Annotated in this window: 18 protein-coding genes; 15 read left to right on the top strand and 3 right to left on the bottom strand. The window is 66.1% G+C overall.

What is annotated here, in order from left to right; genetic code table 11:
- Positions 1–17 precede the first annotated feature (17 nt).
- The 8 genes from AB4Z37_RS29095 (at position 18) to AB4Z37_RS29060 (ending at position 7,523) form a co-directional block, all read left to right on the top strand.
- Entirely contained in the window at positions 18–1,493 is a 1,476-nt protein-coding gene (locus tag AB4Z37_RS29095; RefSeq protein WP_441520199.1) for a 4-hydroxyphenylacetate 3-hydroxylase family protein, read from the top strand.
- 23 nt (positions 1,494–1,516) lie between these two features.
- Positions 1,517–1,897, top strand: coding sequence for a cupin domain-containing protein (locus AB4Z37_RS29090; protein ID WP_441520198.1), 381 nt, complete (start codon positions 1,517–1,519; stop codon positions 1,895–1,897).
- 103 nt (positions 1,898–2,000) lie between these two features.
- Entirely contained in the window at positions 2,001–2,873 is an 873-nt protein-coding gene (locus tag AB4Z37_RS29085) for a branched-chain amino acid ABC transporter permease (RefSeq protein WP_441520197.1), read from the top strand.
- Complete coding sequence (locus tag AB4Z37_RS29080; RefSeq protein ID WP_441520196.1) at positions 2,873–3,724, top strand: branched-chain amino acid ABC transporter permease; 852 nt, start codon at positions 2,873–2,875, stop codon at positions 3,722–3,724. Before AB4Z37_RS29085 ends, AB4Z37_RS29080 begins: the two co-directional genes overlap by 1 nt.
- Complete coding sequence (locus AB4Z37_RS29075; RefSeq protein WP_441520195.1) at positions 3,721–4,491, top strand: ABC transporter ATP-binding protein; 771 nt, start codon at positions 3,721–3,723, stop codon at positions 4,489–4,491. The genes AB4Z37_RS29080 and AB4Z37_RS29075 overlap by 4 nt, the downstream gene beginning before the upstream one ends.
- Positions 4,491–5,249, top strand: a complete 759-nt coding sequence (locus AB4Z37_RS29070) for an ABC transporter ATP-binding protein (protein WP_441520194.1) — start codon at positions 4,491–4,493, stop codon at positions 5,247–5,249. The genes AB4Z37_RS29075 and AB4Z37_RS29070 overlap by 1 nt, the downstream gene beginning before the upstream one ends.
- Positions 5,250–5,289: 40 nt before the next feature.
- On the top strand, positions 5,290–6,462 hold the full coding sequence (locus AB4Z37_RS29065; protein WP_441520193.1) for an ABC transporter substrate-binding protein: 1,173 nt from the start codon (positions 5,290–5,292) through the stop codon (positions 6,460–6,462).
- 173 nt (positions 6,463–6,635) lie between these two features.
- Positions 6,636–7,523 carry a DMT family transporter gene (locus AB4Z37_RS29060; protein WP_441520192.1) on the top strand — a complete coding sequence of 296 codons (888 nt, stop codon included), beginning with the start codon at positions 6,636–6,638 and terminating at the stop codon, positions 7,521–7,523.
- A gap of 43 nt (positions 7,524–7,566) precedes the next feature.
- Here the strand turns inward: AB4Z37_RS29060 and AB4Z37_RS29055 are convergent, their stop codons facing one another.
- Together AB4Z37_RS29055 and AB4Z37_RS29050 are read right to left on the bottom strand one after the other, a co-directional pair.
- On the bottom strand, positions 7,567–8,454 hold the full coding sequence (locus AB4Z37_RS29055) for a dienelactone hydrolase family protein (protein ID WP_441520191.1): 888 nt from the start codon (positions 8,452–8,454) through the stop codon (positions 7,567–7,569).
- 121 nt (positions 8,455–8,575) lie between these two features.
- The gene (locus AB4Z37_RS29050; RefSeq protein ID WP_441520190.1) at positions 8,576–9,571 is read right to left on the bottom strand and encodes a GntR family transcriptional regulator; all 996 of its coding nucleotides are present in this window, start codon (positions 9,569–9,571) and stop codon (positions 8,576–8,578) included.
- A 228-nt stretch (positions 9,572–9,799) separates the two neighbouring features.
- Here AB4Z37_RS29050 and AB4Z37_RS29045 point away from each other — a divergent pair, with 228 nt between their 5' ends.
- The 7 genes from AB4Z37_RS29045 (at position 9,800) to AB4Z37_RS29015 (ending at position 18,053) form a co-directional block, all read left to right on the top strand.
- Positions 9,800–10,945 (top strand): ABC transporter substrate-binding protein, encoded by a 1,146-nt coding sequence (locus tag AB4Z37_RS29045; RefSeq protein ID WP_441520189.1) that lies wholly within the window; start codon positions 9,800–9,802, stop codon positions 10,943–10,945.
- Positions 10,946–11,029: 84 nt separating this feature from the next.
- Positions 11,030–11,905, top strand: coding sequence for a branched-chain amino acid ABC transporter permease (locus AB4Z37_RS29040; protein WP_211966930.1), 876 nt, complete (start codon positions 11,030–11,032; stop codon positions 11,903–11,905).
- Entirely contained in the window at positions 11,902–13,677 is a 1,776-nt protein-coding gene (locus AB4Z37_RS29035; RefSeq protein ID WP_441520188.1) for a branched-chain amino acid ABC transporter ATP-binding protein/permease, read from the top strand. Before AB4Z37_RS29040 ends, AB4Z37_RS29035 begins: the two co-directional genes overlap by 4 nt.
- Positions 13,677–14,408, top strand: a complete 732-nt coding sequence (locus AB4Z37_RS29030; protein ID WP_441520187.1) for an ABC transporter ATP-binding protein — start codon at positions 13,677–13,679, stop codon at positions 14,406–14,408. The genes AB4Z37_RS29035 and AB4Z37_RS29030 overlap by 1 nt, the downstream gene beginning before the upstream one ends.
- Before the next feature lie 32 nt (positions 14,409–14,440).
- Complete coding sequence (locus AB4Z37_RS29025) at positions 14,441–15,529, top strand: malate/lactate/ureidoglycolate dehydrogenase (protein WP_441520186.1); 1,089 nt, start codon at positions 14,441–14,443, stop codon at positions 15,527–15,529.
- A gap of 66 nt (positions 15,530–15,595) precedes the next feature.
- A complete protein-coding gene (locus AB4Z37_RS29020; protein ID WP_441520185.1) occupies positions 15,596–16,372 on the top strand; it encodes an HpcH/HpaI aldolase family protein in 777 nt (258 codons plus the stop codon).
- 157 nt (positions 16,373–16,529) lie between these two features.
- Positions 16,530–18,053: a UxaA family hydrolase gene (locus tag AB4Z37_RS29015; protein ID WP_441520184.1), complete on the top strand. Its 1,524-nt coding sequence runs from the start codon at positions 16,530–16,532 to the stop codon at positions 18,051–18,053.
- A gap of 53 nt (positions 18,054–18,106) precedes the next feature.
- Here AB4Z37_RS29015 and AB4Z37_RS29010 read toward each other — a convergent pair whose 3' ends face one another.
- Positions 18,107–20,164, bottom strand: a complete 2,058-nt coding sequence (locus tag AB4Z37_RS29010; protein WP_441520183.1) for a pentapeptide repeat-containing protein — start codon at positions 20,162–20,164, stop codon at positions 18,107–18,109.
- Between the last annotated feature and the right edge of the window lie 113 nt (positions 20,165–20,277).

Below are 20,277 nucleotides of genomic sequence, written 5' to 3'. Positions count from 1 at the left end.
CAACGGAGCAAGCGATCATGAAGACCGGTGAGAAACATATCGCAGGACTGCGCGACGGCCGGACCGTGTTCATCAATGGCGAGCGCGTCGACGACGTGACGCGGCACCCGGCGTTCGCCCGCGCCGTGCAGTCGGTCGGCAAGCTGTTCGACTACGCCAGCGCGCCCGAAAATCAGGAGCTGATGACCTTCAAGACGCCGACCGGCGGTCGCGCCAACCGCATCTGGCAGTTGCCCGAGAGCTATGCCGAGCTGGTCGAGCGCCGCCGCGCGCTCGAAGCGTGGGACGGCCAGCATGCCGGCTTCCTCGGCCGTGCGCCCGACCATGTCGCCTCCTGCATTGCCGGCATGTACATGGGCCTCGAGGTGTTCGAGGCCTATGACAAGGACCGCGCCAAGGCGCTGGCGGACTACTACGCCTACGCCCGCGATCGCGACCTCTACCTCACCTATGTGATCATCAATCCGCAGGCCGACCGCTCCAAGAGCGCGGCGCAGCAGAAGGACGCCTTCCTCACCACCGGCGTGGTCGACCAGGACGCCGAGGGCATCACCGTGCGCGGCGCCAAGATGCTGGCGACCGGCGGCATCATGGCTGACGAAGTGTTCGTCAGCTGCATTCAGCCGTTGCAGCCGGGCGACGAGCCCTATGCGCTGTCGTTCGCCATCCCGATGAACACCAAGGGCCTGACGCTGCTGTCGCGCAAGTCCTATGAGGCGGCCTCGCCGTCGGTGTTCGACAACCCGCTGTCGAGCCGCTTCGACGAGAACGATGCGGTGCTGTATTTCGACGACGTCAAGGTGCCGTGGGACCGCATCTTCGTGTTCAAGAACGTCGAGATGTGCCAGAAGCAGTTCCACGCCACGCCGGCGCACGTCTACCAGAACTACCAGGCGATGATCCGCCTGTCGGTGAAGGTGCGCTTCCTGCTCGGTCTCGCGCGCCGCACCGCCGAGATCAACGGCATTCTCGGCTTCCCGCAGGTTCGTGAGACCCTCGGCCAGCTCGCCGCCGAGGGCGGCATGATCGATGCGCTGGTCGCCGCGATGGAGGCCAAGGGCTATCAGCACGGTCGCTACTATGTGCCGGATCGTCATACGCTGTACGCCGCGCAGACGCTGACCCAGCAGCTCTACCCCAAGATCCTCAACACCCTGCGCGATCTTGCCGGCGGCGGCATGATCATGCTGCCGTCCTCGGTCGCCGACTTCAACAATCCGGAGCTGGCGTCGTTGATCGAGCGCACCCAGCAGTCACCGGCGGCAAGCGCCCTCGACAAGGTCAAGTTCTACAAGCTGGCCTGGGATGCGGTCGGCTCGGAGTTCGCCTCGCGCCACCAGCAGTACGAGATGTTCTACGCCGGTGCGACCTTCGTCACCAAGGGGCATTCGTTCCGCTGCTATGACTGGAATGCCGCCAGCGCCCTTGTGACCCACATTCTCGACGGCTACGACCTCGCCGACGAACTCGGCCGCGCCCAGGCCGCAGCCTAAGCCAGATTGCAGGAGACAGATCCATGCCCGTGAACAAGCTGCACGACGAATTCCGCACCGTCGACATGACGTCCGGATGGGAGGTGCCCGCCGGCTATCCCGCCGGCATCCAGCAGAAGATCCTCGCCGGCGCGCTCGACGAGGACAACCGCCGCGGCACCCGCAGCCGCCTGCTGCGCTTCGAGCCCGGCGTCTACACCACCAAGCCGTTCGTGCACGAGTACTGGGAAGAGGTGTTCCTGGTGTCGGGAGACCTGACCGTCGGCAATGACGAGAACGGCAATGGCGGCGAGAGCTTCCAGCCCTTCACTTATGCCTGCCGCCCGCCCGGCGCCTTCCATGGGCCGTTCAAGTCGGAAAAGGGCTGTCTGCTGTTCGAGCTCCACTACTTCGATCCGGTCTGATCCAGGATTTGCCGATGCCGCTCGTCTCTCCTCTCCCTGATCCAGCCCATGGCAATGGCGGCTTCGCCGCCGCCGCTGCCGCGTCCCGGAATGGGAGGGCCGCATGATCGCGCAGCAGCTCATCAACGGCGTCATGCTCGGCGCCATCTATGTGCTGGTCGGCGTGTCGTTCACGCTGGCGATCGGCATCCTCAACTTTCTCAACTTCTCCATCCCCGGCCTGTTCATGGTCGGCGGCATGGTGACCTGGGTGATGCTCAAGGGCGGCTGGCACTGGAGCCTCGCCAAGGGCGCGGCGCTGTTCGGCGCCGCGCTGATCGCGCTGCTGGTCGAGCGGCTGTCGTATCGCCGCAGCCGCAACAGCGATCCCGAGGTGCCGCTGGTATCCTCGCTCGGCTTCCTGGTGCTGCTCGAGAACCTGGCGCTGGTGACGGTCGGCTCCGACCAGCAGGCGTTTCCGTCGCTGATCGCCGACTTCAACATCCGCATCGGTGACCTCGTCATCGGCACCGCGCAGATCATCAGCCTCGTGGTGGCGCTGTCGCTGGTGGTGTGGCTGTCGGTGATGCTGCACAAGACCAATCTTGGTCGGCAGATCCGCAGCATCGCCGAGAACCGCGACACCTCGATCCTGCTCGGCATCGACGTCGACCGCATCATTCCGCAGATCTTCGTGTTCAGCGCGCTGTTCACCGCGCTCGGCGGCATCCTGTTCGCGCTCAACTACCTGCAGGTGTCGCCGTTCATGGGCGAGGGCGTCGGCTTCAAGGGCATCGCCGCCATGATCATCGGCGGCATGGGCAGCGTGTGGGGGGCGGTGCTCGGCGGCCTGCTGATCGGCCTCGCCGAAGTGCTGTCGATCCGCTTCCTCGGCGCCGACATGGTCAATATCGCCGTCTACGGCCTGTTGCTGGCGTTGCTGATCGTGCGGCCGCAGGGCCTGTTCGGCCGGCCGCCGGCCCGGGAGAAGCTGTGATGAGCGGCTATCAGGTCGGCCTCCTGGTCATTCTCTGCTTCAACGTCATCGCGGCTTACGCGGTCTACCTGCCGCTGGCGGCGGGCCAGCTCAATCTCGGCATCGCCGGCTTCATGGCGGTCGGCGCTTATACGGCGGCTTATCTCACCAACGAGATGGCGTGGCCGCTGGCGTCGGCGGTTGTCGCCGGCGGCGCCGCATCGGGTGTGCTGGCGATGATTGTCGCCATCCCGATCCTGCGCACCCACGGCATTTATCTGGCGCTCGCGACCTTCGCGCTGGGCCAGGTGATTTCCGCCGTGTTCCTCAATCTCGAGGTGGTCGGCGCCGCCGCCGGCTACCAGGTGATCGCCTATGCCAAGCCCTGGATGGTGTTCGCCACCACGGCCGGGGTGGTGCTGTTCGTGTTCCTGCTGTCGCGGACGCGCTTTGCGCTCTACCTCACGGCGATCAAGAACGACACCGTGGTGTCGGACCTGCTCGGCCTCAATGTGCGGGCGCTGCAGGTCGCGGCCTTCGCCATCGGCGCCGCCATTGCGGGTGTCGGCGGTGGGCTCTACGGCCACCACTTCAGCTTCGTCGAGGCGCAGCACTTCAGCGTCGCGCTCAGCGTCTACACCGTGCTCTATGTGCTGCTCGGCGGCACCCAGACGGTGTGGGGGCCGCTGGTCGGCGCCGCGTTCTTCACCCTGATCCCCGAACTGCTGCGCGCCGGCGGCGGCTGGCGCTATGTGCTGTTCGCGCTGTTCATCATCGGCTTCATGGCGTTGCGCCCGCAGGGCCTGGTCACGCCGGCGCTCGGCCGCTGGCTCTCCGGCCGGCGGCGCTCGACCGAACAGGTGACGTCATGACCTCCGCATCGACCATCCTGACCCTCGATCACCTCAGCAAGGCTTTCGGCGGCCTGCAGGTCATCCGCGACCTCAGCTTTTCGGTGCGGCGCGGCGAGGCCACCGCGCTGATCGGCCCGAACGGGGCGGGCAAGACCACGGTGTTCAATGTCATCAGCGGCGTCTACGCGCCGACCTCGGGCCGCATCGTGCTCGATGGCCGGGATATCACCGCGGTGCCGTCGCGCCGCCGCATCGGCCACGGCATCGCCCGCAGCTTCCAGAACGTGCGGCTGATGCCCCATCTCACGGTGTGCGAGAACCTGATCGTCGGCCAGCACGTCCGCGCCGGCGGCCTTATGAACCTGCTGACCCCGTTTCGCCTGTGGCCGAACCATCGCTGGCGCCGCCAGGCGATCGAGGCGCTCGACGAAGCCGGGCTTGCGGCCCACGCCGATTCCACCGTCAGCGAACTGCCCTATGGCGTGCGCAAGCGAATCGATCTGGTGCGCGCGACGCTCGCGGGCGCCTCGCTGCTGATGCTCGACGAGCCGGCGGCGGGTCTCAACCCGACCGAGACCGAGGCGCTGCGTGGACATCTCGAGCTGCTCAAGCAGCGCGGCGTGACGCTGCTGGTGGTCGAGCACGACATGCACTTCATCGGCAATGTCTGCGAACACGTGGTGGTGCTGAACTTCGGCGAGAAGATCGCCGAAGGTACGCTCAGCGCCGTGCAGAGCGACGCGCAGGTGCGCGCCGCCTATCTCGGTTTCGACGAGGCCGCCTGATGACGCTGCTGTCCGTTTCCGACTTGACGGTGACCTACGGGCGCGTCACCGCGCTCGACAAGGTGTCGCTGACCATCGGCGAGGGCGAGATCGCCACCGTGCTCGGCGCCAACGGCGCCGGCAAGTCGACGCTGCTCAGCGCCATCGTCGGCGCGGTCAGGGCGCGCAGCGGCACGATCCGCTTCGCCGGTCGCGAGGTCGGCGGCGATGCGGTGAGCGCCCGTCTTGCGCAGGGCCTCGTGCTGGTGCCGGAAGGCCGTCGCATCCTGATCTCGCTGACCATCGAGGAGAACCTCCTGGTCGGCGCTCATCTGCGGCGGGATCCCGCCGGTGTGCGCGCCGATATCGCCGGAATCTACGAGCGCTTCCCGAATCTTGCGAGCCGTCGCCACATGGCGGCGTCATGCCTGTCGGGTGGCGAGCAGCAGATGCTGGCGATCGGCCGCGCCATGGTGGCGCGCCCGCGCCTGATGATGCTCGACGAGCCCTCGCTCGGCCTGTCGCCGCTGTTCGTGTCGCGCCTGTTCGATCTCATCAAGGAGCTCAACCGCGACGGTCTCGCCATACTGCTGGTTGAGCAGAACACCGGCAAGGCGCTGTCGGTGGCGCACAGCGCCACCGTGATCGAGCTCGGCCGCGTGGTGATGGCCGGCGATCCGCAGGTGCTGCAGGCCGATCCGCGCCTGCAGGAAGCCTATCTCGGCCGCAGCGCCGAGCCGTCCGCAGAACAGCGGCCGGCGCTGCGGGCGATGTCCTGAAGTCGCAATCTCTCTAAAACCAAAACGAAGGAGTGGGGATATGATACGACGTGGTAAGGTACTGGCCGGGGTCGCGGCCCTCGCCCTGGTTTCCGGCGCGGCGCGCGCCGACGATCTCATCATCGGCTTCTCCATGGCCAAGACCGGCCCCTATGTCAGCCTCGCCAACACCAACGAGGTCGCGGTGGACCTCGCTGTCGACGAGATCAACGCCAAGGGCGGCATCGACGGCAAGAAGGTCAAGCTGGTCAAGTTCGACACCGGTGGCGATCCGAAGCAGGCGGCACTCGCGGTGCGCCAGTTCGCCGAGGACAACAAGGCGCTGGCGGTGATCGGCCCGTTCTCGTCGGGCGAAGTGCGTGTCGCATTCCCGGCCGGAGAGCGCCTCGGCATCGTGCAGATGTCGATGTCGTCGTCGGCGCCGGCGCTGACCAAGGACTTCTCCTACGCCTTCCGCAACACCCGCGACGAGCGCATGGTGATCGACCAGGTGCTGGCGGCGCTGCGCGACAAGAAGCTGCCGATGGCCAACGGCGCCACCGCCTACGCCACCGACGATACCGTGTCGAAGTCGGTCGGCACCACGGTGCTGCCGGGACTGTTCAACAAGTATGGCATCAACCCCAAGGGCGCCGTCGACTTCCAGTACAACGCCTTCGACCTGTCGCCGCAGGTGTCGCAGCTCGCGCAGATGAAGCCTGATATCATCGGCCTCGGCGCGCCGCCGGAAGCGGCCGTCAACATCGCCAAGGAGCTCAAGCGCCAGGGCGTGGTCGCCCGCGTTATCGGTGGCACCACGGTGGCCGATCCCGACCTGCCGCAGCGCATGGAAGGCGCCGGCGACGGCATGACCATCGGCACCACCTTCTTCGCCGACCTCAATGACCGCACCCGCGCCTTCGCCAAGGAGTTCGGCGTGCGTACCACCAAGGCCGGCATCTCGCGCCACGAGCCGAACCAGCAGGACGCCTCCGCCTACGACATCGTCTATCTCTATGCCGAGGCGATCAAGCGCGCCGGCGTCACCGGCGCGGCGGACAAGGTCGTTGCCGAGCGCACCGCCATCCGCGACGCGCTGGCCAAGCTCAGGGGATACGCGGCGCTCGAGGGCGAGATCTCGTTCGGTGAGGACCGCGACTCGATCAAGCCGATCTATGTGGTCGAGGCCAAGGGCGGCCGTTGGACCTTGCTCGACACCCGCCACGGCGAGTGACACTCTATATGTAGACTGACATCGCGAGCACGACCGACCGCCGCGGCGCACCGAAGGGAGCGCCGCGGCGGTTCTCGTTGCGGGGCTGCCCTGAGCCAAGCGGCATAGCTGTCGCCGGCTTTTTGTGCGTATGTGCCGTCGACCGCGACCACAAACGAGACGGCGCCGTTCCGATGTCGGTTTCTCCCGTTCAGCAATCTTATCTCAAGGCCGCCCTGTGGATGGTCGGCTGGCACGCCGCCATGCTGATGCTGGTGGTCGCCGGCCGCGAGACCACGCGTGAGCTGAATGTGTTTGAGATCATGGAGCTGCGCTCGCTGATCGGGCTGGTGCTGTTTTACCCGCTGGTGCACCGCCATGGCGGACTCCGCGCGATGCGTTCGGCGCGGCCGTGGCTGCTGGTCGGCCGCAATGCCTTCCACTACGCCGCGCAGTATCTCTGGTTTCTGGCGCTGACGCTGATTCCGGTGGCGCAGGTGGTCTCGATCGAGTTCACCATGCCGATCTGGACCGCGATCATGGCGGCGATCTTCCTTGGCGAGACCATCACCTGGCGCAAGTGTCTTGCCATTGTGCTCGGCATTGCCGGTGTCGCTGTTATCGTGCGGCCGGGCGTGGGCGCGAGCAACATCGGTCACCTCGTGATGCTGGTGGCGGCCTTCGGCTTCGGCACCGCGATCGTGATGATGAAATCGCTGACGCGGACCGACGCCGTGGTGGTGATCATCTTCTGGATGCTGGTGATCCAGTCCGCCATCGGCGTCGCCCCGGCGCTGTACTACTGGTCATGGCCATCGCTCCATGTCTGGCCGTGGATCGTGGTGGTGGCGTTCTGCGGCACCTTCTCCCACTACTGCTTCACCAATGCGATGCGCTATGCGGATGCGACCATCGTGGTGCCGATGGACTTCCTGCGCGTGCCGCTCAGCGCCATGGCCGGCTGGCTGGTGTATTCGGAGAACATCGACGTGCTGACCATCGTCGGCGCGGCCATCATTCTTGCCGGCAACCTGCTCAACCTGGCGCGGCCGGCGGCCGTGCCGGCCAAGGCCGCGGCCTGATCGGCGCGCCGGCGGCAGCGCGCCGCCGGCGACGGCCGTTGTTTCAGCCGAGCACGTGATACTTCCTGAACCAGGCCTGCATCTGTGCCCAGGCGTCCTCGGCGGCATCCTTGCGATAGCTTGCGCGATAGTCGGCATGAAAGCCGTGCGGGGCGCCGGGATAGAGCTTGAAGTCCGCGGGCTTGTGCGCGGCCGCCAGCGCCGCCTTCAATGCCTCGACCTGGGCGACCGGAATGCCCTGGTCGGCTTCGCCATAGAGACCGAGCACCGGCGCCTTCATGTCGGGCGCGAGCTGGGTCGGGCTCTTGGGCCATAGCGGGTTGGGCGCATCGACCGGAGGCCCGTAGAAGGCGACGCCAACCTTGAGCTCGCTGCTGTGGGCGGCATATTCCCACACCGCCCGGCCGCCGCGGCAGAAGCCGACCATGCCGAGCCGGCCGGTGTCGCCGCCCTGGGACTTCGCCCAGGCCACCGTGCTGTCGAGATCGGACAGCAGTTCGGCATCCGGCTTGGAGTTGACCAGCGGCAGGAGCTGCGACATCTCGCTGATCTTGGTCAGGTCGGCGCCGTTGCGAAAGTAGTAGTCGGGAGCGATGGCGAAGGCGCCGAGCTTGGCGAGGCGCCGCGTCACGTCCTTGATGTATTCGTGCAGGCCGAAGATCTCCATCGCCACCAGCACGATGGGTGGATTCTTCACGCCGGCCGGCCGTGCGAAGTACACCGGCATGTCGCCGTTGGCGACCCTGGCCTTGGCATCGCCGGCCTCGAGGCCCACGGTGTCGGTCTTGATGGTGTCGGCGCGCACCGGGCCTGCCGCCAGCGTATAGCCTGCGGCGGTTGCAGCTGTGGCGGTCATGAAAGTTCGCCGCGACAGCGGCGGCGTGCGCGTCAAGCCGATGACATCGGCGGTCAACTGAAGCTCTGCAGACATGTGATCTCTCTGGTACGGGGAGGGAACAGCGGCGTGGATCGGGAAGGGGGCAGGTGGTCAGCGGCGGCAGGGTACAGGCGATTCAGCGGTGCCTGCATTCAAAAGGGCGAGAGATGAAAGCCTAGACGATATAAGGCACCTGCGACATCAGATCGAGTGCGCGAAACGCCTCGAACCAGCGGGCGAGCTTCTCCTGGGTCAGGTCGAGATGCCGGCGCAACGCGGCGGCGGCGGCGCGGCCGTCGTCCCGGCGCAGCGCTTCGATGATCGGCAGATGCTCGTCCATGAACGGGTCGATCTGCGGCTGTTGCGCCAGTGCCACCTGGATGTGCTTGCCGATCACGAAGCTGCAGTGGGTGCGCTTGAGCGCCTCCACCATCTCGCGGTTCTTGCCGAAGCTGAGACAGCGGATATGCAGGTCGCTCTCGAGCTCGTCGAGTTCGGCGATGCTGACATCAGGCCGCGCCGTCATCGCCGCGCGCAGCCTTGATGCCATGGCGTCGAGCACGTCCGGCGGAATCTTGCCGGCCGCGCTCGCGATCAGAGGCGGCTCCAGGCTCTGGCGCAGCTCGAAAATGTCGCGCACGCGGCTGTCGTCGAGCGCCACCACATACCAGTGCGCCTTGGCGCCCTTTTCGAGCAGGCCCGCCGCCTGGGCCCGCAGCAGCAGGTTGCGCGCCACCGTGCGGCCGACGCGGAAGTGGCGCGCCAGCGCCAGTTCGTTGACGCGGAAGCGGCCGAACACCGAGCGATAGATGATGTCGCGTTCAAGCTCGTAGTACAGCGCATCCCAGCCATCGCCGCGCAGGGTCTCCGGCGCCCCTTCGGCAAGGCCGAGCATCTGCGGCGTCACCGCGGTGCGCTTGGGCTCGGCGCGCCGCCGCCCGGCGATCACACCGCGGCCGTCGAAGCGGCGCACGAGACCAAGGTCCTCCAGGCGCTCGAACGCCTGTCGCACCGGCGAGCGGCTGGAGCCGAACAGGCCGGCAATCGCCGGTTCTGACAGCACCGTGCCCGCGGGTACGTCACCGGTGCGGATACGCCGGGCGAGCGTCTCGGTGATCAGGGCGTAGGCCGGCTGCCTGCGCCGGGGCTTGGGTGACGTGATCCTGGCCATTGGAGGTGCGTTGTGTCTATTGCATGCAATGTACGGTCGTGATTAGCTCGCCGCAAGCGAAGGGATTGGCGGCGTCGCAGGGGCAACAGCACTGTCCACAATGTGGGTCGGCAGTCGCAGCGCCGATCCGACGTGCGTGGCAACACGCGCTCCGTGTACCGGGTTGGCTCGCGTCCCGTTCGTTTCAACAAGCCGGCATCAAACGTTCGGCGCACGAGGGAGGACTGAATGAAGCTGACGAGACGTCACTTTTCCGTCGGGCTGGCGGCGGGCGTCGCCGCGCCCGCCTTGCTGCGCACCGCCTGGGCTCAAGGAGCCACGATCAAGATCGGGATGTGCGCGCCGGTCACCGGCCCCGCAGCGGAATCCGGCAAATACGCCATCAATGGCGCCAGGCTGGCATTTGAGGCCGTCAACAAGGCCGGCGGCATCCTCGGCAAGCAGGCCGAGCTGATCATCGAGGACGACCAGACCACCAATCCTGGCATCGTGCTGGCGTTCTCCAAGCTCGCGGCGCAGTCCGACATCGTCGCGTTCCTCGGTTCGATCCGCTCGACCCAGGTGCATGCGATGCAGCCGGACGTGCTCAAGCTCGGCAAGCCGGTGATGATCGGCGGCACCGATCCGACGCTGACCCATCTCGGCAATCCCTGGCTGTTCCGCTTCCGCCCCAACGACAGCTACTCCGGCCGCGTCATCGCCGATTACGGCGTCAAGACCCTCGGCAAGAAGAAATGGGCGATCGTGCATTCGACCGACGCATTCGGCACCGCCGGCGGCAAGGCGCTGACCGAGGCGCTGGGCAAGCTCGATGCGCCGCCGGTGCTCGACCAGGGCTACGCCAACCAGAGCCAGGACTTCACGCCGGTGGTGCTCGCCATCAAGCAGTCCGGCGCCGATGTCCTGGGATCGTACTTCACCTTCGAGAACGACCTCGGCATCTTCGCCCGCCAGTTGCGCCAGCTCGGCGTCAACATCCCGTGGGTCGGCTCGCCCTCGATCGTCAATGTCACCGCGCTCAAGCTCGCCGGCCCCGCGCTCTACAACACCTACGGCGTCGCCGACTATGCCGAGGACTCGAGCGAAGGCTCGAAGGCGTACGGCAAGGCCTATCGCGATGCCTACAAGGTCGTTCCGGACAACCAGAGTTCCTGGACGTTCGACGCGGTGACGGTGCTGAGCGCCGCGATCAACAAGGCGGGATCGACAGCGCCGGACAAGATCCGCGAGGCGATCCTCGCCACCAGGAAGTTCCCCGGCGCCGAGGGCGAATACAACTTCGACAAGAACGGCGACGGCCTGCACGGCTACAACATCGTCCGGAACGACAAGGGCAACATCGTCTTCGACAAGCATATCGAATTCGAAGACTGACGCCTCACCGTGGCCCCTCGCGGAGGCCGCGTTCATCGCCCGGCGCAGCGCCGCCGGGCGTTCCCCTCGAAACGCGAGCGTCCCATGGATCTCGTCCTGCAACTGCTGTTCACCGGCATCGGCATCGGCGCGGTCTACGCGCTGGTCGCCCTCGGTTTCGTGCTGATCTTCCGCGCCACCAATGTCGTCAACTTCGCCCAGGGCGAGTTCTCCATGGTGGCGGCCTATCTGATGGTGGTGTTCGCGGTCGATCTCGGCTGGCCGTACTGGATCTCGTTCCTGGCGGCGCTCGCCGGCATGGCGCTGCTCGGCGTGATCTTCAATCTCGGCGTCTACTATCCGCTGCGCAACCGCAGCTTCCTGCCGGTGATCATCGCCACCATCGGTGCCTCGATCCTGCTCGCCAACTCGGTACTCGCGATCTACGGCCCGCAGCCCCAGGTACTGGCGCCGTGGTTCGACACGCCCGGCATCCAGCTCGGCCCGGTGTATCTTGACAGCCAGTACCTGCTGATCATCGCGGTTGCCATCGCCATGGTCGCGATCCAGTACTGGTTCTTCGAGCACACGTTGCTCGGCAAGAAGCTGCAGGCGACCTCGCAGGACAAGGAGATGGCCTCGCTGCTCGGCATCTCCGTGTCGACCATGATCATGATCACTTTCGTCTATTCCGCCGTGCTCGGCGGCATCGCCGGCATCCTGGTGGCGCCGGTGCTGTTCGTGTCGATCCAGATGGGCTCGACCATCGCGCTCAAGGCGTTCGCCGCCACCATCATCGGCGGCTTCGGCGACGTCGCAGGCGCCATTATCGGCGGCTTCGCGCTCGGCATCATCGAGACCTTTGGCGCCGCCTATATCTCGGTGCCCTACAAGGATGGCTTCGCCTTCCTGGTGCTGGTGGTGTTCCTGGTGTTCCGGCCGCAAGGCATCTTCGGTGAACGCGTCGCGGAGAAAGCATGAGCTCGTCCAGCGATAATCTCGCCATCGCCGCCGCGCGCCCCGTCCCGACGCTGGTGCGCCATCTGCCTTATTTCCTGCTGGCCATCGCCGCGGTGATCGCCGCCGGCGTGTTGCCGTTCGACGGCTACATCCTCAACATCCTGATGCAGGCCTCGACCTTCGCCATCGCGGTGTTCGGGCTGTCGGTGGTGCTCGGCCTGTGCGGCCAGATCAACCTCGCCCAGGCCGCATTCTTCGGCTTCGGCGCCTACGCGGTCGGTCTCGGCACGACCGACTATCATCTCAGCTTCTGGATCTGCCTTGTCGTCGGCTCGGTGGTTGCGCTCGGCGCCGGCGCGGTGCTGGGCATGTCGACGCTGCGGCTCGGCGGCCACTATCTCGCCATGGTGACGATCTCGTTCCAGCAGATCGTGACGCTGGTGATGATCAACGCCATCGGCCTGACCCACGGGCCGGACGGCGTCGGCAACATCGGCCGGCCGGCGTTGCTGACCTCGTCGCAATCCTATCTGGCTTTCTGCGTCGCCGCGCTGGCGCTGGTCGGCTACGTGGTGTGGCAGCTGCCGGACACGCGGATCGGTCGCGCCATGCGCGCGGTGCGTGACAATGAGCTTGCCGCCAGCATCGCCGGCATCGACGTCTACCGCACCAAGGTCGCCGCGTTCGCGCTGTCGGCGCTGCTCGGCGGGCTCGCCGGCGGCCTGTTCGCCGGCGGCTTTGCCTATGTCAGTCCCGACCAGTTCTCTTTTGCCGAATCGATCGTGTTCATGACCATGGCGCTGCTCGGCGGCGTGGCGTCGCCGATCGGCGCGGTGATCGGCACGGCGCTGCTGATCCTGATCCCGGAATGGCTGCGCTTCCTCAAGAGCCTGCCGGGCCTTTATCTCGCGATCTACGGCCTGTCGGTGATCCTGATCGTGCGCTTCATGCCTGACGGCATCTGGGGCTTCGTGCAGACGATGGCCGATCGCTGGCGGCGCAAGGCCGAGCCGGCGGTGGCGCGCAGCGCGCTGCAGCTCGCGCCGGCGTCCACCGGCGGCGACGTCGTGCTGCAGGTGCGCGGCCTGTCGAAATACTTCGGCGGCCTCAAGGCGGTCGATGGCGTCGATTTCGATGTGCGCCGTGGCGGCGTTCATGCGCTGATCGGCCCCAACGGCTCGGGCAAGACGACGACGCTCAACGTGCTGTCGGGCCTCTACAAGGCGACCGCCGGCCAGGTGATGCTCGACGGCGCCGACATCACGACACTGTCGCCGCATGCCCGCACCATCGCCGGCCTCGGGCGCACCTTCCAGAACATCCGTCTGTTCCGCTCAATGACCGCCCTTGAAAACGTCGTGATCGGCGCGGAGCGGCCGGGCAACGCGCTTGCGGCCGGAGCGAACCATGCCGCGCTCACCGAACGCGCACTGGCGGCGCTGACCTTCGTCGGCCTCGGCGATCGTGCCAATGAACTGGTGACCAGCTTTTCCTATGGACACCAGCGCCTGATCGAGATCGCCCGCGCGCTGGCCGGCAATCCGACGCTGCTGCTGCTCGACGAGCCGGCCGCCGGCCTGAACTCGAGCGAGAAGGTCGATCTGCATGACCTGCTCAAGCGCATCGCCGCCCACGGCCTCACCATCCTGATCATCGACCATGACATGACGCTGGTGCGTGAGGCGGCGCAGCACATCACGGTGCTGAATTTCGGCAAGCGTATCGCTGATGGCGAGTCGCTCGCGGTGCTGCAGCACCCCGACGTCATTTCCGCCTACCTCGGGAGCGAATGATGGCCCTGCTGGAGGTCAAGGATCTCAACGTCCGCTATGGCGAGATCGAGGCGTTGCGCGGCATCTCGTTCAGCGTCGAGGCCGGGCAGGTGGTGACCCTGCTCGGCAGCAACGGCGCCGGCAAGTCGACCACGCTGCGCGCGATCTCGGGCCTGAGCAAGCCCGCGAGCGGCGACATCCTGTTCGACGGCCAGTCGATCGCCGGCCGCCATCCGGAAGACATCGTGCGCATGGGCATCGCCCATGTGCCTGAGGGCCGGCGGGTGTTTCCCGGCCTCACCGTGCGGGAGAACATCATGCTCGGCGGCTCCAACCGCCGGGCCGGCAAGGCCGAGCTCGCGCGCGAGGCCGACGCGATGTTCGACCTGTTTCCGGATATCCGCAAATTCGCCGATGCGCTGGGCTGGACGCTGTCCGGCGGCCAGTTGCAGATGGTGGCGGTGGCGCGCGGCCTGATGGCGAAGCCGCGCCTGCTGCTGCTGGACGAGCCGTCGCTCGGCCTTGCGCCGGTGATCGTGCAGGCGGTGTTCCGCATCATTGCCGAGATCCAGCGCCGCGGCACCACGGTGCTGCTGGTCGAGCAGAACGCGCGCATGGGCCTGTCGGTCGCCGACCAGGGCTATGTGCTCGAGACCGGGCGGCTCGTGCTCGGCGGCAAGCCGGACGAGCTGTGGAGCAATGAAGCAATCCGTGCCGCCTATCTCGGCGGTCACGCCAAAGTGGCGGTCTAGCAACCGCCGGAGAACGTCAAGGCAGCCTGTCCATGGTTACGATTCCCTACCAGCCCCTGATCGATTTCGTCGCCGAGATTTTCGGCCGTGCCGGCTCCTCCGTGGCCGAGGCCGAGCGCATCGGCCGCTATCTCGTCACCGCCAATCTCACCGGCCATGACAGCCATGGCGTCATCCGCGTGCCGGTCTACATGCGCTGGCTGAGAAGCGGCGACATCGTCCCGGACCGGACGGTGAAGCTGCTGGTCGACACGCCGTCGCTGGCGGTGATCGACGGCTGCTTTGGCTATGGCCAGACGGTGGGACCACAGGCGGTGGCGATCGGGATCGAGAAGTGCAAGGCGGCGGGGCTTGCGGCCATCACGCTGCGCAACTCCGGGCATATCGGCCGGATCGGCGACTGGGCGGAGATGGCCGCGGCCGAGGGGCTGGTGTCGATCTATTTCGTCACGGCGGCCGGGTCGATTCTCGTGGCGCCCTATGGCGGCGTCGACCGCCGGCTGTCGACCGCGCCGTACTGCGTCGGCATCCCGCGCGGCCATGGCCAGCCACCGGTCGTGCTCGATTTCGCGACTTCGCTGGTGGCGGAAGGCAAGGTGCTGGTGGCGAGCCGCGGTGGCAAGAAGCTGCCGAAGGGAGCGCTGATCGGCCCGGATGGCTCGCTGAGCGAGGATCCCGCGCTGCTCTATGGCCCCTATGAGGCACACGGCACGCGCGACCATTCCAAAGGCATCGGCGCCATTCGCGCGTTCGGCGAGCACAAGGGCTCTGGCCTTGCGCTGATCTGCGAGCTGCTCGGCGGTGCGCTCACCGGCAACGGCGCGACCAGCGCGCCGCGGCGTTTCGCCAACGGCATGTTCGCGATCTTCCTCGATCCCAAGCGGGTCGACGTCGGCGAGTTCTTCGACGGCGAGATCACCCGCTATGTCGATTTCTTCAAGGCCAGCCGACCGGCGGCTGGCCATGACGAGGTGCTGGTTCCCGGCGAACCCGAAGCGCGCCTGCGCGCCGAGCGGATGGCGAATGGGGTGCCGCTGCCGGATGACACCTGGGCCGCGATCGTGGCCACCGCCCGCGATGTCGGCATAGGTGACGAGATGATCACGCGCGTGACGGCATAGCTCACGCGCGGGAAATCGCTATGCTGCGGCAGCAGCGAAGCAACGAGCCAACAACAGGACAGGATGATGGCAAACAGGGTCAAGGAAATCTGGGCGTCGGGCAAGGCAGTGGTCAACGGATGGCTTGCGATCCCGTCCGGCTTTTCTGCGGAAGTGATGGCGCAGTGCGGCTTCGACAGCATCACGGTCGACCTGCAGCATGGCGTGCAGGACTATCTCTCCATGGTGCAGTGTTTCCAGGCGATGAACGGCCACCCGGTGACGCCGATGGTGCGGGTGCCGTGGAACGAGCCCGGCATCATCGGCAAGGTGCTCGACGGCGGCGCCTATGGCGTGATCTGCCCGATGATCAACACCAGAGAAGAGGCGGAAGCGTTCGTCGCGGCCTGCAAGTATCCGCCGCGCGGCAATCGCAGCAACGGCCCGATCCGCTCCGGCCTCTATGGCGACGCGGGCGCCTATCAGCAGACGGCCAACCAGGAGACGCTCTGCTTGCCGATGATCGAGACCCGCACCGCGGTCGAGAACATGGAGGCGATCCTCGACGTCGAGGGCATCGCCGGCGTCTATATCGGCCCGTCCGATCTCGGTTTTTCCTACGGCCTCGTGCCCAAGCTCGACCGCGACGAGCCGGAGATTCTCAAGATCTACGACAAGCTGCTCAAGGAATGCGACAAGCGCGGCATCTATCCGGGAATCCACTGCAGCGGTGCGGCCGGCGCGGCGCGCAACATCAACATGGGCTTCAAGCTGGTGACGCTGCTCAACGACAGCGGTCTCCTTGCCCAGTTCGCCAAGACGTCGGTGCAGCAGACCCGCAAGGATTCCGGCGGCCGCGCGTAGCGCTATTCCCTCATGGTCAGGAGCGCGGCCACGCCGCGCGTCTCGAACCATGAGGCCCCCGTCGCAGCCTCATCCCCGCGAGACGCGACCTCTGGTCGCTCCTCAGGATGAGGAGCGGCGATCGATGTGTTTGAGAGAGGACCTCAAGAGGACCGCCATGACCCCCGCTCCCGTCATCCGCCTGCATCCCGACGACAACGTCGTCATCGCCCGCGCCACGCTGCTGCCCGGAACCGTCGTCGCCGATGGGGTTGCCGCGCGGGATCGCGTGCCGGCGGGCCACAAGGTGGCGGTGCGGCCGATCGTGGTCGGCGAACCGGTGCGGCGCTATGGCCAGATCATCGGCTTCGCCACGATGCCGATCGAGCCGGGCCAGCATGTCCACACCCAGAATTGCGGTATGGGCGATTTCGCCAAGGACTATGCTTATGGCGTCGACGCGAAGCCGGTCGAGCCGGTCGACGTGCCCGCGACGTTCATGGGCATTCGCCGGCCCGACGGCCGCGTTGCCACCCGCAACTACATCGGCCTGCTTACCAGCGTGAACTGCAGCGCCCATGTCGCAGGGATGGTCGCAGACATGTTCCGCAAGAACCCGTTCACCGGCGACAATCCGCTGGCGGATTTTCCCAACGTCGACGGCGTGGTGGCGCTGACCCACAAGACCGGCTGCGGCATGACCCAGGACGAGCCGCTCAAGCTGCTGCGGCGCACGCTCGGCGGCTATGCCCGCCATGTCAATTTCTCGGCGGTCGTGGTGCTGGGCCTCGGCTGCGAGGTCAACCAGATCGGCGGCCTGATGCAGGAGCAGAAGCTCGCCGGCCGGCTGCGCGAGCTCGAGATCCAGAGCCTCGGCGGCACCCGCAAGTCGGTCGAGGCCGGTGTCGCCTTCGTGCGTGAGGCGCTCACCGACGCCAACAAGGTGACGCGCGAGACGGTGCCGGCGAGCGAGCTGACCGTCGCCCTGCAATGCGGCGGCTCCGATGGTTATTCCGGCGTCTCCGCCAATCCGGCGCTCGGCGCGGCGAGCGATCTCGTGGTGCGCCATGGCGGCACCGTGATCCTGTCGGAAACCCCGGAGACCTACGGCGCCGAGCACCTGCTCACGCGCCGCGCCGTCAGCCGCGAGGTCGGCGAAAAGCTCGTCGGCCTGATGCGCTGGTGGGACGAGTACACCGCGCGCGAGGGCGCGGAGATGAATGCCAATCCGAGCCCCGGCAACAAGGCCGGCGGCCTTACCACCATCCTGGAGAAGTCGCTGGGGGCGATGGCCAAGGCCGGCTCGACCAATCTCGTCGATGTGCTCAACTACGCCGAGCAGATCACGAAGAAGGGCTTCGTGTTCATGGATACCCCCGGCTACGACCCGGTGGCGGCCACGGGACAGGTCGCCGGCGGCGCCAACCTCGTGTGCTTCACCACCGGCCGCGGCAGCGTGTTCGGCTGCAAGCCGTCGCCTTCGATCAAGCTCGCCACCAACACGCCGATGTACAGGCGCATGGAAGACGACATGGACGTCAACTGCGGCACCATCCTCGATGGCGACGAGAACGTGCAGCAGTGCGGCCAGCGCATCTTCGAGCTGATGCTGCGGGTCGCGTCCGGCGAGCCGACCAAGAGCGAGAGCTTCGATTTCGGTGGCGCCGAGTTCGCGCCCTGGGTGCTTGGGGCGACGATGTGATCCGAGAACCAGACCTCTTGGGAAATCCGCTGCGGTCGGAGTGAGGCGTCCTCTTACCTCGATGCGGTGGCCGTCGCGGTCTTGTCGGTCGCACAATCAGCGCAGGGGCCGATTGCCGCACTGATCGTCGGCGCTGCAATTCCCGCGAGCGGTGCGTTTCTCCAGATTTCATGGAATAAATCGCGATATTCCAACAGCGGTGCGGGCTTGCGAATACCAGTCAGGACGTGAGCACATTCGGGCAGGCTGAACACCTGACGATAGAATTCGTGGATGAGTTGCTGGCGTACCGGAGTACCCCAATCACTCAATGAGAAGCGGCCGACGTAGTCTTGGCTCGGCCAGGCGGCAATGCTGTCGCCATCCACCTCCATTTCGGCGGAGCAGATCCGCCGTACATATTGCGTAGCGAGATCGGCATCCTGCTTCACGGGATCATAGGCAGTGCAGGAGGCGAGCCAGCTCGGCAGGTCCGAAATCTTGAATCCGTCAATGGAGCCGGGTTTATCCGGGTCCATCAGCGGATAGTTCCAGAGCGGTCGATCGATCGTCTCCGGGATCTTACGCATCTCGTCGAGAAAGGAATTGTATTCCGTTCGCGTAAATGTCGAGAGCTTGACATCACGACAGTCAGTGATAGCGAGTTCGTTGCCATTCTCCAACCTCGGGGAGCCGACGAGGCGCCACGGACGCGTCTTGGAGAGATCGGTGCCGATGAGTTGGGCGTCCGTGAAATCGCTCCCCACCAAGCGTCCTCTGGACAGGTCCGCATAGGACAAGTCGGCATTGGTGAAGTCAACGCCCATCAGCACGCTGGGAAGATAAGCGGCGACAAGATTAGCGTTGCGGAAGCTTGCACCGGATAGGTCGCCATGAAACGCGGCTCCTGTCAGCTTGGCGACGAAGAAATTCGCGCGTTGGAGCTGGGCGCCATGGCTTTCCCACGACGAGAAGATTGCACCTTGTGCCTCGACAGAGCTGAAGTCCGCTCCTTGCATGAAGGCATCGCTGAGATCCGCGAACTGAAGGTTCGCGCATTTGTAAGCGCTCGGGTCGCGGAAGCAGCCAAATTGGGCTTCGCGCAAATCGGCGTCACGCAGGCTCGCACCGCGCAGGTTCGCGCCGCGAAAGTCAGCCTTGTAGAAGCGGCCGCCCTGCAGCTCGGCACCTTCGAGATCCCTGAGCCGGAACGAGATGCTGTAGGGAAGGTCCGTCAGCTTGTCGGCGGGGTCCATGACAGCCCGGCTCGCGGGCGCGTGGAGGTCGCGATAGAGCAGCGATGAACGGGCTTCGAGGTTTGGCCAGACCACACGTTCGAATACGGATTTGACGACGCACGGCGTCGGTCCGCAGCGCGGGAGCGGATTCCAGCGCTGATCCTGGCGATGCTGAAACACGAACAGCGACAGAAAGCACACGCCGGCGAGGACGACAGCGCCCGGCGCGAAACGAAGGGTGCTGCGGCGCAGGCGTTGACCGCGTGTCCAGGGCTGCCGCTTGGCAAGGTAACGCGCGGCGGCGATCGCCGCGATCGCGATGCACAGGACGTCCAGCAGCAGAACCGCGCGATGCACCCAGGTGATCGACGTGTTGTGATAGGGCAGGAAGCGCAACTGGCAGAACAGCAGGGTGATTGGCGGGGCCAGCCACACGGTGATCGCTTCGAGCAGCCATTGCGCCGCGCGCAGCAGAGCGGGGACGGGCAAGCCAGGCCCGCGAATGAAGATCCCCGACGCGATCCGATTCCATGATGCGGACCTCGCCTTGCTGCTGCCCGTCGCAGCGAGCGCGCCGCAATAGTCGCCGAGCGCGTCCTTGACGTAGAGAACGTTGACCAGGGCCATGATGTGGACCAGCAGCAGCAGGACCGGTCCGATGAGTGCAAAGCCGTCCAGCGGCAGTTCGATCTGCAGCAGCGGCAGCTTTTGCCGGCTCTGCAGCAGCATGTCCTCGTGCGAGGTGGCGAGAAACGCGACGAAAACGTAAGCCGTCAGGGACGTGAGCGTGAACCACACCAGGCGGACGCGCGCTTCGGCGGAATTCACAGCGTGTTCGAAGGGCGCGAGGCGCTTTTCGTCGTCCGGACGGCTCGGGCCTTGGGCGGTAACCATCGGAAAATACCTTAAAAGATGAGCAGCAGCTGAAATCAGGTCGCGAATATGGGCATCATGTAACCACAGCTTCCGCCGCGGAGAAAGCCGCCGGGGGGGCGAGCCCGATCGTC

This window comes from Bradyrhizobium sp. 2TAF24 (assembly GCF_052115025.1).
In the GTDB taxonomy this organism is placed as follows: Bacteria; Pseudomonadota; Alphaproteobacteria; order Rhizobiales; family Xanthobacteraceae; genus Bradyrhizobium_A.
This window is presented reverse-complemented; position numbering and strand designations above follow the sequence as displayed.